Genomic DNA, 14,247 nt, shown 5'->3' with positions numbered 1-14,247 from the left:
CGCGTTACGAGTTCTTCTGCTGCGCGCTCATCGCTTCAAACATCGAGGTGATGTTGTTGCCTGTGGCTCTCAACTTGCCAACGAGTGTATCCATGTCGTTGTACTTTTTGGTCAATACCGCGGTCAGTGTTTCGACCCGACGATCCAAATTAGCCTGATCAGCGGTCAGCCTGGTTTTGGTCACATTCAGGTTGGTGGTGCGAGTATCGAGAATACCGCCCGTATCGGTGTACGGCTTGATCACATTGTTCATGCGCTCGAGCAAACCGTTGGTACCGGTAAACAGGGTCTGAACCTCGCCACCGAGCTTCTTGTCATTCATCGCCGCGGTGAACTTGACAGAGTCGAAGTTCAGCGCACCGGTTTTCTGGTCAGTGGTGATCCCCAACTGCGAGAGCACGGTCAGCTTGTCGCCAGCACCGGACTGGGACAACGGACCACGAATGGCGGCCAGCAGCGACCGTGGTAACGGGTCACCGGTCAGCGCAGCAGCGACAGTCGGCTTGCCATCGTCATCCAGGGACGGCTTGGTCAAGGACGTCACAGCATTAGCGATGGCGTTATAGGCGTCAACGAACTTCTGGATCGATGCCTTCAAACCATCGTTGTTGGAAGCGACGTTAACAGTCGATGTACCTGCGCCGGTCAGGGTCAGACTCAGGCCGGAGATCGTGTTGGCGACGGTATTGGACTTGCTGGTCATCGCCAGACCATCGACCGTGAACACCGCATCCGCGGCCAGGCCGCCGATGGCACCCGAAGAGGTCGCGGTCGGTGCGCCCATTGGGGCCGTCCCGTCGATTGTCAGGCCGGCGATACCGCTGGCGGAGATATCGGAACCCGCACCGGTCGCGGTAGAACCCAACACCAGGCGCGAACCGAAACTGTCGGTCACGATGTTAGCGCTCAGGCCACTGGCCTGGTACTGAGTGTTGATCGAGTCACGCACCGATTGCAGCGTGGCGCCCGCACCTACGGTGACAGGGTAGCTGGTGCCGTTCTGGGTGATGGTCAGCGTGCCCGCCGGGATAGCACTGGTCGCTCCGCCGGCAAATGCTGCAGAGGCTACTTTCGACGAAGTGGCAAGACTGGTTACTTTGACGACGTAATTACCGGCAACAGCCGTGTTACTGGACGTGGAGGTCAGTACTTTGGCATCTGAGGACGTCGCAGAAAAACCCGTGAACTGAGGGGTAGTCGTACTGCCCAGATCGGTGAGTGCTTTCTGGAACGTGGCCAGCAGCGACTTCAGCGTCCCGATCCCGGAGATGCTCGCCGTGTTGGTCGTGGTCCCACGGTCGATCTGACCTTGCTTGGCCGCTTTGTCAGCGTTCACCAAGGCTTTGACGATAGCACCGGTATCAAGGCCAGAGCCTAAACCCGTGCCCGGTAAAATTGGACTTGCCATGTGGAACTCCCTTCAGTGTGTCGCCGGCCTTTTGACCACTACAACGCCCAAAAGAACATAGCAACAAAATTCATGCCAACTGTCAGGCTTTAGCGCTGAACAACAGGCTGCTTGCATCATTCAAACTATTGGCCAGTTTCAGGACTTCTTCGTTGGGGATCTGACGGACCACCTCACCGGATTCACTGGCAATGACTTTGACAACAACCTGGCCTGAAGGCTCATCAATCGAGAACTCCAGATTACGCTTGACCGACTGAACGAACTTTTCAATTTCTTGAACAGCCATCTTCAGCTTGTCCTGCTCAGTCTGTGCGCTCTTGCGCACGTCCTTGACGTCGACCACTTTCGCGGGCTCCGCTCGAGGCTTTTCCGCAGGCTTGTCGGCAACCGTGGTTGCGTGCTTCGCTGTCGGATAAGACAAGTTCAGCTTCACGCTCATATCCATGTCCATCACCTCTAAAAGTAAAAAAGCGAGAGGGTACGACCAGCGCACACCCCTCGCCAAAACTCAATCAGCTATTACTGAAGCAGTTTCAGTACAGCGGATGGCAGTTGGTTGGCCTGAGCCAGAACTGCGGTAGAAGCTTGTTGCAGAGTTTGTTGCTTGGTCAGTTCTGCAGTTTCAGAAGCGAAGTCGGTATCTTGTACGCGACCACGAGCAGCACTGGCGTTTTCGTTGATGTTCTGCAGGTTGGAGATGGTGCTGGTCAGACGGTTTTGTGCAGCACCGAGGTCAGCACGCGCGCTGTTGATGGTCTGCAGAGCGGCGTCGATACGGGTCAGGGCAGCGGAGAACGAAGCTTGAGCGGTAGCCGAGCTGTTACCAGTGATCTGAGTGGTAGCCGAGTCAACCGACAGGGTTGCAGCGCCGAAACCGGAGGCCAGGGTCAGAGAGATCTGGTTAGCCGAACCAGTGTTGGAACCAACCTGGAAGGTCATGGTGCCAGCAGTACCGTCCAGCAGGTTCTTGCCGTTCAGGTTGGTGGAGTTGGCGATACGAGTGATCTCGTCCGACATTGCCGCGAATTCTTTGTTCAGAGCCACACGGTCTTGAGTACCGTTCGAGTCGTTTCGAGCTTGTACGGCCAGTTCACGCATACGCTGCAGAATGTTGGTGGTTTCCTGCATCGCGCCTTCAGCGGTCTGAGCGATCGAGATACCGTCGTTGGCGTTTTTGATCGCCATGGTCTGACCACGGATTTGCGCGGTCATACGAGTGGTGATTTGCAGGCCGGCGGCGTCGTCTTTGGCGCTGTTGATTTTCAGGCCGGAAGACAGGCGAGTCATCGAAGTCGACAGAGCGTCGGAGGAGCGGTTCAGGTTCTTCTGAACGCTCAACGATGTGACGTTGGTGTTTACTGTTAAAGCCATGACGAATTCCTCGTTGGTTGGGTACTGCGGCTTCCGGCCCTGGCAACCGCCGGGTATGGCCTAGAGAACCTTCGTAATAGTTATCGTCGCCAACGCAACTTGCTTTAGGGGATTTTCAAAAATATTTGCCATCACGTTGCCACCCCCCGTAAATCAAGGGGTTGGCGACGTCCGACAGCGAAAAAATGACGTCAGGGAAATGTCGGCGGCAGGTTGGCGAGGATTCGCCGGCACCGACTGAAGATAAATTGATTAAACGGACAGCGTGTTATTCAGCAACTGGACCAGTTCATATTCCAGGTAATCGGCCAGTGCGAGCCAGTTCTGCGCTTCCTGACACGCGAACATCTGGCCGAGCACAAACGCCCACTGCTGCTGAGCCTCCTGCGGCTTCGAATCGAACGCCGGATGGACCGCACCGGCCAACTCGATCATCGCCAGCCCGGCTTCGACATCACGCCCCAGACGGAACAGGATTGCGCATTGCTGCGCATCGGCAACGAAGGTTTCAAGCGCGCTCACGATGCAAACTCCGGATGAAAAACCGTGCCGGCGATCATTGCCCCTGCCCGGCTGCTGTTATAGAAGCGCACCTTTGGATGGCCCGCGATAAAACGCTCCAGTTCACACAGGTAACTGCGGAAGTTGAGCTGAGTCTTGATGCGCTGGCCGTGACCGTCCAGCACCCAGTGCTTGGCGGCGCCCAATTGCGGCCCCAGATCGCCATCGCTCCATCCCGCGTGGGTCTTGTCACCCGGGAAGGCAAAATCGGCGCCGAACAGCGTGATTTGCGCCGCGCCCATCTTCACCGCCAGGTCCGCCGCCGGATGAATAACGCTGCCACCGACATACAACTCGCCCCGGGGCAGTTGCCGACGCAACTGCTGATAGATCGGGCTCGCGGAGTAACCGGCATAACGCGCCCCCTGCCAGGCCTCGATCACCGCCGGATCAAGCATGGGCATGTACACCAGCGTGATGTCGGACGTGCCTTCAGCCGGCAGGTGCCGGTCCGAGATGCGCTGATCGATGCTGACGACCATGTCGGGACGAATGCCGTGCTTGAGCAACGGACGATAGGCCGTATCGACGCAGATGAACAACGGTCGCTCGGCTTCATTGCGAATCGCGCGCAAGGTCGCAAAGTGCTGTTCCAGGCTTGGCCCGGTGGCGATGACAAAGACCTCCTGCCCCGGCTGTGAACCGAACAACTCGGCCACGTCGTGATCTGCCTGCACCCACTTGAGGCTGACCTGCAAGCGCTCGACAATCTCAGGAGTCTGCGGGTCGAACTCACGATTATTGAACGTCAGGTGGGTTTCGCTGATCAGGCGGTCGCGGATCTTCGCGCTGAAATCGTCGGCCAGCACCAGCTCGGAGGGCAGGGCAAAAAACGGCAGCTGGATTTCGCCCAGATCACCGGCATACAGCAGCTCGACCCGCGGATCACTGAGCCACGGCTTTTGATCGAGCAGTTGCAGCACCAGGGCAAACACGGCGCCGTTGAGAATATGCACGTACAACCGTTCAAGACCGGCACGTTGCAGCCACTCCATTTGCAGATCGCCCAGCCCGGTACCGTAGATATGCATCACAGGACTGTCGGCCGGCAAGCTGTCGGCCTGAAGCACGGCCTCGCGACTGCGGTCATGACGGCTGGTCAGCTGAATGCCGTTGATGCTCAACGTCGAACCCAAGCCTTCCACCAGGTCAGCCTGCAACAGGCTCGTGTCTTCAACCAGCAAGCGCACAGCCAGCGCCGGCCAGCGTTGCTGGATGACGTCGACGTTGCGCTCAAAGAACTCGCTCATGGTGCCTCGCAGTTTGTTCGGGCAAAAAAATAGCGCTCAAGATTACACCTTGAGCGCTATTGTTGTGTCTGGCTTTCTTTGACTAAGGCACCGGGCTCAAGGGCGGTAGAGGATCGCCGAGCCCCAGGACAGGCCAACGCCGAAACCGCTCAGTGCAACGCGCTTCCAGTTGGAGTTCAGCACGTGTTTTTCCAACAGCAACGGAATGCTCGACGACACGGTGTTGCCGGTCTCGACCATGTCCTTGATGAACTTCTCCGGCTCGCCTTCGAAGCGACGCGCCACGGCGTCGACAATCGCGGCGCTGCCCTGGTGAATGCAGAAGGCATCGATATCGGCCGCCGTCAGCTGCGAGTCCTCCAGCAGTTCATGCAAGTGCGCCGGGACTTTGAGCAGCGCAAAGTTGAACACCTGACGACCGTTCATGTAGAACACGCCATCGGTGACTTTCAAATGCGGCGCACCGGAACCGTCGGTGCCGAACTTGGCCTTGCCCAGCTGCCAGGGCGCGTTTTCGCCCATCCAGGTCGCGGTGGCGGCGTCGCCGAAGAGCATGGTGGTGTTACGGTCTTCGGGGTCGACAATCTTCGAATACGGATCGGCGGTGACCAGCAAGCCATTCTTCAGGCCGGCGGCTTCCATGAAGCCCTTGATCGCGTAGATGCCATAGACGTAGCCGGAGCAGCCCAGGGAAATATCGAACGCCGCCACGGTGGTCGGCAGGCCCAGTTTGTCCTGAACGATGGCGGCCGTGTGTGGCAAGCCTTCTTCGTCGCCGTTCTGGGTGACGACGATCAGCACGTCGATGGATTCACGTTTCAGATCGGGATTGTTGGCGAACAGCGCATTGACTGCTTCGACACACAGGTCCGAAGTTTCCTGCCCGGCATCTTTGCGCGGCAGGAAGGCCGAACCGATTTTGCCCAGGATGAACTCTTCATCCTTTTCGAATTTTGCACCTTGTGCGTAATTGTCCACGCCGGCTACAGGAACGTAGCTCGCAATGCTTTTTATGCCAATCATTACGGCTTCCCAATAATAAACAGCCCAATACCACCGCTCGTAATGATTCGAGGGGCGCCGACAAACAGAGAAAAACGTCGCCCTGTGGAGGCGACTACGGGAAGAATAAAAGGCTATCACTGGGCCAAACAGAGACCAGGCGCCACCTCCCCGATTAATACAATACAGTGAAGATGCGCGTTATGACTCGCAGGTCACGCTATTTTGCCGAAACAGACCGACAAGGCGTTATTCGACCAACGACCAGTCCAGCGGGGTTCCACGCTTGATGACGTGGCGGGCGCGGCGGCCCAGAAGGGTTTCAGCGTGTTTGGGGGCAAGCCCCAAGCCCGGACGGATGGCCCGCAGATTGACTGCGGTAAACGGCTCGCCGGCCGCCATGTCTTGCGTGACATAGAGCGAGCGTCGGTACACCAGCGACTTGCGCTCGGCTTCGGTCACGCCGTAATGCACTTGGCCCATGGCCTGCCAGGCACGCTCGGTTTCGATCACCAGGCTTTCGAGTTCGGCCGGCTCCAGGGAGAAACTGGCGTCCACACCACCGGCCGAACGGTCGAGGGTGAAGTGCTTTTCCACCACCGTCGCTCCCAGCGCCACGGCCGCCACGGACACGCCGACACCCATAGAGTGATCGGACAGGCCGACTTCGCAGCCAAACAATTCACGCAAATGCGGAATGGTCCGCACGTTGCTGTTGGCGGGCGTCGCCGGATAAGTGCTGGTGCACTTGAGCAGCACCAGGTCCTTGCACCCCGCCTCACGGGCAGCGCGCACGGTTTCATCGAGCTCGGCGATGCTGGCCATGCCGGTGGAGATGATCAATGGCTTGCCGGTGGCCGCGACCCGGCGAATCAGCGGCAGGTCGGTGTTTTCGAAACTGGCGATCTTGTAGGCCGGCACATCGAGGCTTTCGAGGAAGTCCACCGCGCTGTCATCAAACGGCGTGGAGAAGGCCAGCATGCCCAGTTCCTTGGCCCGGGCGAAAATCGGCGCGTGCCATTCCCACGGCGTATGCGCTTTCTCGTACAAGGCGTACAACGATGATCCGGCCCACAGACTGTTGGGGTCCTTGATGAAGAACTCGCCTTCGGACAGGTCCAGAGTCATGGTGTCTGCGGTGTAGGTTTGCAGCTTCAAGGCATGCGCACCGGCCTTGGCCGCGGCTTCGACGATTTGCAGCGCCATGTCCAGCGACTGGTTATGGTTGCCGCTCATCTCGGCAATGATGAACGGCGGCGCGTCGGCACCGATGGAGCGGTTGCCGATCTTGAAGCTAGTCATTGCAGCGTTCCTTTAATACGCGCGTGAACGCGCAAGCACTCTGAGTAAAACCGGCTTCGCGAAAGACCTTCAGCGAAGGCTGGTTGTCCGGCAACACCTGGGCGGTGATGGCGGTCAGTTGCGGCCAGCGGGCCGTCACGAACGCCTCGCCACGGGCCAGCAGCGCCCTGCCCCACCCCAGGCCAATGCGATCTTCAAACAGATAGATCGAGACTTCGGCTGTAAAGCCGCGCACGTCATAACGCAACACACCCACCGGACCATCATCGGCTTCGGCGATCAACAGCAAGCGCTGCGCATTATTCAAACTGGCGGCCAGCCAGTGTTGATGCGACGGCCATTCAATCACCCTGGTGTCCAGCGACCAGCGCCGTACCGCCTCGGCGTTGCGCCCGTAGAACAGCAACTGAGCATCGTCGACAGTCGCGGGACGGATCTGCAACACCGCACCGGCCAACGCTGCCGCCACTCGCTGCGCCCCCCGGCCATCCACCAATTGCCGCGAATGCTCGGCCAGGCTCTGGCGTATCCCCTGATTACCCGCGACAAAACCGATGGCCTGGCGCAGTTGTTCGACGCTCACCTGCTCACGAGCGCCCAGGTAAACATGGGCGCCCGAAGCCGCCATGACTTCGCCGTTGGCCTGCTGATTGTTCGAGACCGCGATGCAAATCGTCGGTAGCCCCATGGCCGCGCGCTCCCAACTGGTGCCGCCACCGGCGCCGACAAACAGATCGGCCTCGGTCATCAGTCGGTAGAAGTCGCTGACAAAACTATGCAACCGCCAGTTCGGCCGAGTCGCCGCCATGGCCTGCATCGTGTTCCAGGCCGGATTGTCGGCACCGGCAACAAAATCGACTTCCAGCGCATCGAAATCGGCCATCGCCAGCATTGCGTGATGAGTCTGCATCGCCGCATCGAAGCCGCCGAAATTGACCAGCACCCGTTTGGCCTGAGGCCTGATGGGGATCGCCGGGCAGCGGAACTCATCGCGCAGCATCGCGAAACGCGGGCCTAATAACGTCTGGCAGCCGGGCGCGAGCAGCGAGGCATAAGCCGTTGGCGTGCCCGACAGGTTCTGGTTGAGCAGCAGATCGACGGCGTACTCGCGGGTGGCAAGATCATCCACCGCGGCGATCCGTGGCGCCCAGCGCCGGGCAGCGGTTTGCCAGTGATGGTCGAGGCCATAGTGGTCTACGATGATCCAGTCGAACGCCGGATGGTGTTCCAATGCCTGCGCCAACGCATCGATGTCCGCCTGCCACGGCAACATGGATTCGATGGCTTGCTGCGGGTCTTCATCGGGATAACGCTCTGGCAGCGCAAAGGTTTCAAAACCTTCCGCGGCCAGCATGTCCAGTCGATGCCCCGGCAGCAGGCGACACGCGAAGGCCACGTGCGAGCCCTGCTTACGCAAGGTTCTGGCCAGGGGCAACAAGCGAGCGATATGTCCGCTGCCAATGGTCGGCGACGCGTCGGAGCGAATCAGCACCCTCATTGCAGTTCACCACCAGCCTTGAGCGCGGCGTAAAGGTATTCGGCGCGCGTCCAGTCTTCGGCAGTGTCGATGTCCTGCACCAGATGCCGCGGCAGCATCACCGGCAGGCTCGCTGGGGAGAACAACACATCACCGCGCAACCAGGCCTCGCGGCGCCCCCAGTAGAACTGACCGGCGTCTTGAAAGGCTTCGGCCAGATCCTGCGAGCGAGTGTTGCGAAACTCCGGGTACAACGACGTCAACGCGCCGTGCTCGTCGAGTGTCAAGGCACGCTGCACGGGAAAGCCGAAACCGGCCACGGAAAACGCGAAGGATTTATCCGGGTGCTGTTCCAGCAATTCAAAGCCCTGACGCAGAAACCGCGCCTGCAACAGCGGCGCGGTGGCGTAGAGGCAACAGGCATAGTCGAATGCCGGAAGCTCATTCAAGGCATGCACCATCACCGCCGCCGTGCCGGTGAAATCGTCAGCCAACGACGCCGGACGCATGAACGGCACCTGAGCGCCGTGCGCCCGAGCGACTCCGGCGATTTCTTCATCGTCGGTGCTGACGATTACCTGATCGAACAGCTGCGAATCCAGCGCGGTGCGGATCGAACGGACGATCATCGGCACGCCGTCGAACGACTTGAGGTTTTTGCGCGGTATGCGCTTGCTGCCGCCCCGGGCCGGGATGATGGCTACGCAGCTCAAGATTCACTCCTGTTCAAGGCACTACTCTTCAAGAAGAAGTCGCCGCAGTTGCTCGATCACATAGTCCTGCTGTTCGTCGCTCAGCAAGGGAAACATCGGCAGGCTGATCGCCTCGGCGTAATAACGCTCAGCTTGCGGAAAATCACCTTCGGCAAAACCCAGGTCGCGATAGTACGGCTGCAAGTGCACCGGAATATAGTGCAGGTTCACACCGACACCCGCCGCTCGCAAGCCTTCGAACACTTGTCGATGGCTGAGATTGATGCGATCAGTCTGCAAACGCACCACGTACAAATGCCAGGCCGACTCGGCCTCGGGCTGCGCACTGGGCAAGGTCAGCGGCAAGTAGGCCAACAACCGGTCATAACGCATCGCCAACTCACGGCGGCGTTCGATGAAGTCGTCAAGCTTGTCCAGCTGTGACAACCCGAGGGCCGCTTGCAGGTCGGTTATCCGGTAATTGAAACCCAGCTCCACTTGCTGGTAGTACCAGGGACCGTGGCTCGGCTCTGTCATCTGCTGCGGATCGCGGGTCATGCCGTGGCTGCGCAAGCGCTGCATGCGTTCGGCCAGGTCTGCACGATGGGTCAGGACCATGCCCCCTTCGGCGCTGGTGATGATCTTCACCGGATGAAAACTGAACACCGTCATTGCCGCGAATTCGCAGCACCCCACCGGACGCCCGGCATAGGAGGCACCCACCGCGTGGGAGGCGTCTTCAATGACCGTGAAGCCATAACGCTCGGCCAGTTCGGCAATCTTGCGCATGTCGCAGCTTTGACCAGAGAACGCCACGGCCACCAACACCTTTGGCAGCGTCCCGTCACGTTCGGCGGCTTGAAGTTTCGATTCCAGCGCGAAGACATCGAGGTTCCAGGTCAGCGGATCGATGTCGACGAAATCCACCTCCGCGCCGCAGTAGCGACCGCAATTGGCGGAGGCCAGAAAGGTGTTCGGCGTGGTCCACAAACGGTCGCCCGCCGCGAGCCCCGCCGCCAGGCAAGCGATGTGCAGCGCGGCAGTGGCGTTACACACCGCCACGGCGAAATCGGCCTGGCAGCGCTCGGCCATGGCCTGTTCGAAACGCTCGATGGTCGGCCCTTGGGTCAGCCAGTCAGACTGCAGCACAGCCACCACCGCATCGATGTCTGCCTGATCGAGACTTTGCCGACCGTAGGGAATCATGCTGGCAACCCGGCGTGCAGGTCGGCGATCTGCCCCACCGACAGGAAGTGCGGGTTGGTGTCGGAGCGGTACTCGAAGTGTTCACCGACAGGCCGCCCCTGCTCGCCCAGGTTATCGACGGCAAAATCTACGTCGACGCTGGTGAAACGAATCGACGGCTGGATGGTGTAGTGATCGGCGAACTCCAGGGTCATTCGCGCGTCGTCCAGCGGCACCATCAACTCGTGCAGTTTTTCGCCCGGGCGAATGCCGACGTTCTTGTGCGGCAAGTGTTCAGCCATGCCCAACGCCAGATCAACGATGCGGATCGATGGAATCTTCGGCACAAACACTTCACCACCGTGCATGCGGGCGAAGCTGTCGAGCACAAATTGCACACCGTGATCGAGCGTGATCCAGAAGCGTGTCATGCGCTCATCGGTGATGGGCAATTCGGTTGCGCCTTCGGTAATAAGCTTACTGAAGAATGGCACTACCGAACCTCGCGAACCCGCCACGTTGCCGTAGCGGACCACGGCAAATCGGGTCTGCTGTTCGCCGGCAATGTTGTTGGCGGCCACGAACAGTTTGTCTGACAGCAGCTTGGTTGCACCGTACAGGTTGATCGGGCTGGCCGCCTTGTCGGTAGACAGCGCGACGACTTTCTTCACGCCGTTATCGATGGCCGCGGCAATGATGTTTTCCGCGCCATTGACGTTGGTACGAATGCATTCGGTGGGGTTGTATTCCGCCGCCGGCACTTGCTTCAGGGCGGCGGCATGCACCACGTAATCGATACCGCGCATGGCCTGACGCAAACGCTCGCCATCCCGTACATCGCCGAGGAAGTAGCGCATGCACGGCGCATTGAACGTCTGCTGCATCTCGTACTGCTTGAGTTCGTCTCGCGAGAACACCACTACCCGTTTAGGTTGGTATTGCTCCAACAGGCGGCGGATGAAATTGCGCCCGAAAGAACCGGTACCGCCAGAGATGAAAATCGATTTACCGTTGAACATGCCTTGAGTCCTTTTACCTGTCAGCAGGCTTAAGCAAGCAACTGCGCCCAGTTCACACTGGAAGCATCGCCGAGGGTAAAGCCCTTGCCGGTCAAGGCCAGGTTCTGGTTGTAAGCCGAATCTTGGGTGAAACGCGCTTGCCACTTGTCTTGCAGGGCCGCGGCGGTCTGCGGCGCGTCAGGCAGCAGGCCCGGGTGCAGCATTTGCGCCTGAGGGCACCAGACAATCAGGTAGCCAGCGTCGGCGGCTTTAAGGCACAGGTCGATGTCAGAGAAGGCTTCGTCGAAATGCTCTTCGTCCAGACCGCCGACGGCTTCGTAGAGCTCTTTGCGCACCATCATGCAAGCCCCGGACACCGCCGAGTAGTTCTGCTCCACCTGGTGGCCGTTCATGTAGCCTTTGGCATCTTTGCGCTCATCGATAAACACCGAGCCCAGCACGCCATTGAGGCCCAGCACCAGGCCGGCTTGCGTGGTGACGCCACGAATGTCCATCAGCTTGGCGCCGACAATCCCGACTTCCGGACGCTGGGCCTGGTTCAACAGACTGTCGAGCCAGTTGGCGTTGACCACGACGGAGTCAGCAGACATCAGCACCACGTAGGCACCCTTGGCCTCACGCACGGCAAAGTTATGCAACGCCGAGGCGCTCAGACGCTCGCCGGTACGCAGGACGCGCAGGCGTTCGTCCTTACCTTCCAGGCTGGCCAGCCAGGTCAGCAATTCTTCGGACTGGCTGTGGTTATCGGCGATCAGAATTTCGTGCTGCTGATAACGGGTGCGTTGCAGTACGCTGACCACGGCTTGTTGCAGCGACTCGAAATTGTCCTGGCTGTGCAGAATGATCGACACCTTCGGCCGTTCGGCGTGCTGGTAGTTGATCTGCCAGGTCTGCGGCAATTCGGAGCTGATCTGAGCGCGATAACCGCGCTCCTTGAGGGAACGTGTCAGAGCCTGACGTTCGTGAGGGTTTTCCTCGGTCGACGGCGCGTTGCAGATCAGCAGTGGTTCGGCCAGATGAGCCAGCCCACCCAGGCCGCCGTCTTCGATCAGGCGCAGCACCCGATCGAATTCCAGCGCCGACGCGTATTCAGTCGAGTAACCACCGGCCTCGGCCAAGACATCACGCTGGATCAACCAGTGACGAGCCATCAGCGACGGCACGGTTTGCAGCAGATCAAGGTTGACGCCCGGACGGAACACATCGCTCAGGGAACCGTTTTCCTGACGATGGATTTCGTCCATGGCGACGGCCCGCACGCCTTCGGCACCGAGCAACTCGAGGCTGGCACGCAGCAGGCCGCTGGCGGTGAATTGATCACCGGCCTCGGCCAGCACCAGCCAGTCAACGGTGGACTGGGCCACGCTCTGGTTGATGCGTTCAACGTAATTGGTGGCGGTGACTTTGACAAAGTGCACGGTGTCTCGCGGCGTGGTGGTTGCCGGCAAATCACCGGTGGTGAACACCACCACTTTGAACGCCTTGCAGTGACCACTGACCAGGCTGTCAAAGGTGGTCTGCAACTTGACCATGTCGGCGTCCAGGTCCAGCAGCAGGATGCCGAATTGTGGACCGCCGTTGTGTTTGGCCAGGTGCGCAGCAATCGACTTGAGTTGTTTGGCATCCGGGTTGCGCGCATCGATCCAGTTCAGCAGGCGACCGGACGGCATGTTCTCGAGCAACGACTGTTCGTCCTGTTTCGGCACCGACGCCAGGCGCTTGGCCCAGACTTGCAGCTTGACGCCCTCTTCCTCATCTTCGGTGCCCTGCAACGACTCGGCCAGACGTGCAACCACGGTGCGGTTGAACGCATAGAGGCTCAGCGCTTCCCACAAACGGGCACGCAGGGTGCGGTCGTTATCGTTGGGATGAATGCGCATCAGCTCATGTTGCTTGAGCAAGATGCCTTCCAGCTCCTGCAACTGCAATTTACCGGCGGGCATGGTGTGCAGGAGGAATTCAAATTCAGTCAGCAGATCGAACACCGGCTGGTTGTAGAACGGCATTTCGACGAACTGCTCGGTATTGAACGTGCGCACTGGCTCTTTGCCGGACTCCAGCCAGGCCGAGGTGAAAATCAGCGTGCCCTTCAGCGAGCGCATGTTGTTGAGGCAGTCGGCCATGGTGGCGAAACTGTCCAGCGCCACCTGCTTGCCCTCGGCCAGCGTCTTGTGGCTCATGCCGGTGGGCAACGAAGCCAGAAACTCGGCGAAGCGCTCGCGGTCGGCCACGGTTTTGGCGTCCTTGAGCGTCAATACCGTCAGGACGTTGGTGTTGTGCTCCGAGGAGCCGTAGGGGATCTCCCGCACCGCGAACGGGATCGGCAAGATCCGCGCTTTGGCCCGTGCGAGCATGTAATAGGCATGCCCGATTTCCTGCCACTCGAAGCTGGTGCCCGGCAGCAGCGCGTTGTGCCAGTCTTGCAGCAACTCGGTACGGCTGACCGCATAGAACGGCGGCAGGAAGTGCCCCATGAATTGCATCAGGCGATCTTCGGCCCGATCCGAGCAGTAATCTTCCGGCCCCTTGCGATCACGACGGAAGTAATTCACTTCCGTGGCTCGGGCCAGGTACATGATCCCGTAGCCGTGGGCCATGCCGTAGTCGGCGTTGTCTTCGAGGAATTCGAGCGACTCGGTGATCGCATCGTGTAGCAGGAAGTCGTCATCGGCCGCCAGCACCATGTACGGCGTGGTGACCTGATTCACGCCATAGGCGAGTTTTTCCTGCAACCCGGTGTAGGCGAACTGCGGCAGGTGCCGGTAATCGACCATCGGGTAATCCCGGGTGATGTCGTCGTCGCTTTTGAGCGAAGAGTCCAGAACCAGGATCGTGCAGGGATAGCTGCTGTAATACTGCAAGGTACGCCGCAGGTAGGCGTTGCGGTTGTGGGAAATCACCACCACCGTCAACCGTTCATTCAGCGGTGCCACATCGTTACGAGCAGTGTTTTGAACGTGCATATCTCTATCCCCAC

At 59.6% G+C, this 14,247-nt stretch carries 12 protein-coding genes; all 12 read right to left on the bottom strand.

The genetic code is table 11. The annotated features are described in order from the left end of the window. Positions 1–4: 4 nt before the first annotated feature. Complete coding sequence (gene fliD, locus ACA051_RS08785; protein ID WP_497374405.1) at positions 5–1,408, bottom strand: flagellar filament capping protein FliD; 1,404 nt, start codon at positions 1,406–1,408, stop codon at positions 5–7. Positions 1,409–1,490: 82 nt separating this feature from the next. Beyond that, positions 1,491–1,856, bottom strand: a complete 366-nt coding sequence (locus tag ACA051_RS08780) for a flagellar protein FlaG (protein WP_497374403.1) — start codon at positions 1,854–1,856, stop codon at positions 1,491–1,493. Between the two features lie 74 nt (positions 1,857–1,930). Continuing rightward, positions 1,931–2,782, bottom strand: a complete 852-nt coding sequence (locus ACA051_RS08775) for a flagellin domain-containing protein (RefSeq protein WP_497309183.1) — start codon at positions 2,780–2,782, stop codon at positions 1,931–1,933. Positions 2,783–3,034: 252 nt separating this feature from the next. Continuing rightward, positions 3,035–3,304, bottom strand: coding sequence for a hypothetical protein (locus ACA051_RS08770; protein ID WP_497309182.1), 270 nt, complete (start codon positions 3,302–3,304; stop codon positions 3,035–3,037). Continuing rightward, positions 3,301–4,593 carry a motility associated factor glycosyltransferase family protein gene (locus ACA051_RS08765; RefSeq protein WP_497374401.1) on the bottom strand — a complete coding sequence of 431 codons (1,293 nt, stop codon included), beginning with the start codon at positions 4,591–4,593 and terminating at the stop codon, positions 3,301–3,303. The genes ACA051_RS08770 and ACA051_RS08765 overlap by 4 nt, the downstream gene beginning before the upstream one ends. Before the next feature lie 96 nt (positions 4,594–4,689). Further along, complete coding sequence (locus ACA051_RS08760; protein ID WP_497309179.1) at positions 4,690–5,616, bottom strand: ketoacyl-ACP synthase III; 927 nt, start codon at positions 5,614–5,616, stop codon at positions 4,690–4,692. Between the two features lie 228 nt (positions 5,617–5,844). Then, complete coding sequence (gene pseI, locus ACA051_RS08755; protein WP_497309177.1) at positions 5,845–6,897, bottom strand: pseudaminic acid synthase; 1,053 nt, start codon at positions 6,895–6,897, stop codon at positions 5,845–5,847. Further along, a complete protein-coding gene (gene pseG, locus ACA051_RS08750; RefSeq protein ID WP_497374399.1) occupies positions 6,890–8,395 on the bottom strand; it encodes a UDP-2,4-diacetamido-2,4,6-trideoxy-beta-L-altropyranose hydrolase in 1,506 nt (501 codons plus the stop codon). The genes pseI and pseG overlap by 8 nt, the downstream gene beginning before the upstream one ends. Further along, the gene (gene pseF / locus ACA051_RS08745) at positions 8,392–9,087 is read right to left on the bottom strand and encodes a pseudaminic acid cytidylyltransferase (RefSeq protein ID WP_497309173.1); all 696 of its coding nucleotides are present in this window, start codon (positions 9,085–9,087) and stop codon (positions 8,392–8,394) included. Before pseF ends, pseG begins: the two co-directional genes overlap by 4 nt. Before the next feature lie 21 nt (positions 9,088–9,108). Next, a complete protein-coding gene (gene pseC / locus ACA051_RS08740) occupies positions 9,109–10,272 on the bottom strand; it encodes a UDP-4-amino-4,6-dideoxy-N-acetyl-beta-L-altrosamine transaminase (RefSeq protein ID WP_497374397.1) in 1,164 nt (387 codons plus the stop codon). After that, positions 10,269–11,270: a UDP-N-acetylglucosamine 4,6-dehydratase (inverting) gene (gene pseB, locus ACA051_RS08735; RefSeq protein ID WP_497309169.1), complete on the bottom strand. Its 1,002-nt coding sequence runs from the start codon at positions 11,268–11,270 to the stop codon at positions 10,269–10,271. Before pseB ends, pseC begins: the two co-directional genes overlap by 4 nt. A gap of 29 nt (positions 11,271–11,299) precedes the next feature. Beyond that, positions 11,300–14,233, bottom strand: a complete 2,934-nt coding sequence (locus ACA051_RS08730; RefSeq protein WP_497374395.1) for a TIGR00180 family glycosyltransferase — start codon at positions 14,231–14,233, stop codon at positions 11,300–11,302. Positions 14,234–14,247 lie beyond the last annotated feature (14 nt).

The sequence above is a fragment of the Pseudomonas sp. LBUM1669 genome (assembly GCF_059695705.1).
This window is presented reverse-complemented; position numbering and strand designations above follow the sequence as displayed.

Excerpts from the sequence above, each read along its gene's own strand:
- pseB (WP_497309169.1), bottom strand. The coding sequence starts at position 11,270 with ATGTTCAACGGTAAATCGATTTTCATCTCTGGCGGTACCGGTTCTTTC.
- ACA051_RS08730 (WP_497374395.1), bottom strand. The coding sequence starts at position 14,233 with ATGCACGTTCAAAACACTGCTCGTAACGATGTGGCACCGCTGAATGAA.
- pseC (WP_497374397.1), bottom strand. The coding sequence starts at position 10,272 with ATGATTCCCTACGGTCGGCAAAGTCTCGATCAGGCAGACATCGATGCG.
- ACA051_RS08780 (WP_497374403.1), bottom strand. The coding sequence starts at position 1,856 with ATGGATATGAGCGTGAAGCTGAACTTGTCTTATCCGACAGCGAAGCAC.
- fliD (WP_497374405.1), bottom strand. The coding sequence starts at position 1,408 with ATGGCAAGTCCAATTTTACCGGGCACGGGTTTAGGCTCTGGCCTTGAT.
- ACA051_RS08775 (WP_497309183.1), bottom strand. The coding sequence starts at position 2,782 with ATGGCTTTAACAGTAAACACCAACGTCACATCGTTGAGCGTTCAGAAG.
- pseG (WP_497374399.1), bottom strand. The coding sequence starts at position 8,395 with ATGAGGGTGCTGATTCGCTCCGACGCGTCGCCGACCATTGGCAGCGGA.
- ACA051_RS08765 (WP_497374401.1), bottom strand. The coding sequence starts at position 4,593 with ATGAGCGAGTTCTTTGAGCGCAACGTCGACGTCATCCAGCAACGCTGG.
- pseI (WP_497309177.1), bottom strand. The coding sequence starts at position 6,897 with ATGACTAGCTTCAAGATCGGCAACCGCTCCATCGGTGCCGACGCGCCG.
- ACA051_RS08760 (WP_497309179.1), bottom strand. The coding sequence starts at position 5,616 with ATGATTGGCATAAAAAGCATTGCGAGCTACGTTCCTGTAGCCGGCGTG.